Annotated in this window: 2 protein-coding genes; both read left to right on the forward strand. The window is 62.9% G+C overall.

The genetic code is table 11. The features are described from left to right. The coding region (locus K7H22_RS19835; protein ID WP_230802535.1) for an endonuclease at positions 1-1,244 on the forward strand (1,244 nt) is incomplete at its 5' end. Between the two features lie 8 nt (positions 1,245-1,252). Beyond that, a partial coding sequence (locus tag K7H22_RS19840; protein WP_230802536.1) for a type IV secretory system conjugative DNA transfer family protein occupies positions 1,253-2,896 on the forward strand: 1,644 nt, incomplete at its 3' end.

A 2,896-nucleotide genomic window follows, 5' to 3' on the forward strand; every position in this document is an offset into this window, starting at 1 on the left:
AGACCCCCTCGGAGGGCGGGATCTATTCCGAAGCCAATATCGACGCCAGCCAGCGCGAGCGACTGGCCGAGCCCGACCTAAGATCGCGCATTGACGCGGCACTACGGGGCACGGGGATCAGCACATCGGAAGTGGTGGCCCGGATCGAGACGGGCGCGTCAAATGCAGCGCTCGAGCATCAATGGATCGCAGATGATCTCTCCAAAGTGGCCGAGGCGCGCGATCTGAACCTCGAACGCCGCGCTGATCTGGAACAGGCGCGCGACATTCTCAACGATGTGCATGTCGCGCTTGGTACGCTTTTGGAGCGCGAGAACGTGCTGCGCCGGGATGGCGTCATGGAAGCGGAACCGGTCAGCGAGCGGTTCCATTATCACCGGGACGCGGTCCGGGCGATGGAAGGGACAATCCGTCAGGAGATGCGCGCAGAGGGTTTGACCACACAGCAGATCGAGGACCGGGACTGGGAGGTTGTCTCACGGGCGGAGCGCCGGATCGAGACGGAGCAGCGTGCATATCTCGAGGCACACCCAGATCTGCTCGCACGCCCTGGCGATGTGATTGACCGGTCTGAGCCTTACAGGGAGACCATTACCGATGCCGCCCGCGCCAGCGAGATCACCCGCGAGGTCGACCGGATCATGGAGGGACGCGACATCCGCACGCCCGTTGCAGATGCTGTCACGGATGAATTCAGGGAGCGCTATCCGGACATGCCGTCCCACCTCGCCCGCGGGCTTGGCGCGACCTACGCGGCCGTCGTCGAGATACGCGACACGGAGGTCATCAATCAGGTCCGCCGTGAAAACGAGATGCGCGACGGGCTTGGGTCTGGCACGCGCGACGCACTCCTCGCAGCCCGCGGTGAAACTGCGCCGCAGTCTGACCGTGCCGACCGCCTTGCAGACGAGATTACGCGTGTTCTGGAGCATGAGCGGGCGGGGGAGTTGTCCGCGCCCTTCGAGACCGAGGCGGAGCGGGACGCCTTCCGTGGCGAGATCGCGCGGGTGCTGGACGTTCGCCAACTCGACCGGCTCACATCCGGCGATGCCGATGCGCTGGACAAGGTTCTCGAGGACCGCCTCGACCGGCTCTATGTCGCCAAGGTCTACCTGCAATCGGATGCAGCGACGGCCAACACGGAGGCCTTGCGCCAGGTGGTCGATGATCTTGCCGAGACCGAATATGAAAAACACCGCACTGGCGATGTGGATGGCGAGATCGAGCGGGGTCAGGTCCATTGAGCGCCGCCATGGGAAAAGCGCGGATCGCAACAGGGGTCCTTCTGGTAACGCTGGTGACCGGGGCCATGGGCTATACCATCGCCTCGGCGGTGCTGACTTACCAGGATCTCGGCTTCGGGGCCGAGATCGACTTCGCCTATATCGCGCAAAACTATCTGGCGATCCTGGACCGCCGCCCGGAGGACGCCCAACTTATTCACTTGATCATTGGCAGCTTCGCCGCCGCCGGCCTGATGCTGAGCCTCGCCCTTTCAGGCTCGGCCCTCACACGCTTTGGCCAGACCCATTGGCAAAGTGCGCGCGAGATGAAGGCCAATGGCTTCTTCGGGGCGCCCGGGACCGGGTTCATCCTCGGCAAACTTGGGCCGCCCGGCTCCCGCGCCAATTACATTTGCTCCAAGGTTTTCCCCCACGCGCTGATCGTGGCGCCCACGGGCCGCGGCAAGACCACGGGCTTTGTCATTCCGAACCTGCTGACCTGGCAAGGCTCTGCCGTGACGCTCGATGTGAAGGGCGAGTGTTTTGAGGCCACGGCCCGTCACCGCGCAGCCCAAGGCGACAAGGTCTATCGCTTTGCCCCCACAGATTGGGAGGGCAAGCGCACGCATCGCTACAACCCGCTCCTGCGCATCTATCAACTGAGAGATCCCGCGCGCCAGCAGATGGAATTGCAGCTCTTGGCGACGCTCTTCCTGCAAAGCGACAACGACCGGGTGCAGGGTCTTCTGAAAGGCGGGATCGATCTCTTCGTGGCGGCAGGCCTGCTGGCCTTCCAGCGCAAGCGTCCGACCCTGGGCGAGATCTACCGGATCGCGGCCTCGGGTGGGAACAAGCAGAAGGAATACTTCGCGCGGGGCCATGAGGTGGACAACAGGGCCGCCAAGCTGATCTTCACGCGGCTGGCCTCGACCAACAACGATACGCTGACCTCATACGTCTCGCTCCTGATGACCTCGGGGCTCGATCAATGGCAGAACCCGGCCATCGATGAAGCGACGGCAGTCTCGGACTTTGATTTCCGGACGATCCGCAAAAAGCCCTTCTCGGTTTATCTCGTGGTCCAGCCGCTAATGGTCAAACCCCTCGCACCCCTGATCCGGCTGTTCTTTTCCGATCTGCTCTCCGCCATGCAGGAAAAGGACCCCGGGCCAGACGAGCCTTGGCCCGTAATGATCATGCTCGACGAGTTCAATCGCCTCGGCAAAATGCCCATCGTGGTCGAGAGCATCGAAACCCTGCGGACCTATCGCGGCCACCTAGCCATGGTGACACAAACCATACCCGCCCTCGATGAAATCTACGGCGAAAACACCCGCCGCGCCTTGCAGGGGAATGCGGGCGTGAAGCTCTACCTGACGCCCTCCGATGAAAAAACCGTCGAGGAGCTGAGCAAGGCGGTTGGCAAGACCACGAAGACCGTCATCACGCGATCCCAGCCCATCGGCAAGAACCCCTTCGAGGGCCGTAGCCAGTCCACCCGGACCGAAGAAAGCTCTCTCCTGCCCGAGGATGAGGCGCGCCGCCTACCGCTCGACGAGATCGTCATGGTCATCGATGCCCAGATGCCGGTCCGCGCGAAGCGGATCCAATATTTTGAGGATCGGCTGTTCAAGGCGATCCACGCGGCGCAATCAGGCGAGTTGCCGTTTCCG

The sequence above is a fragment of the Seohaeicola saemankumensis genome, assembly GCF_021021435.1.
Taxonomy (GTDB): Bacteria; Pseudomonadota; Alphaproteobacteria; order Rhodobacterales; family Rhodobacteraceae; genus Seohaeicola.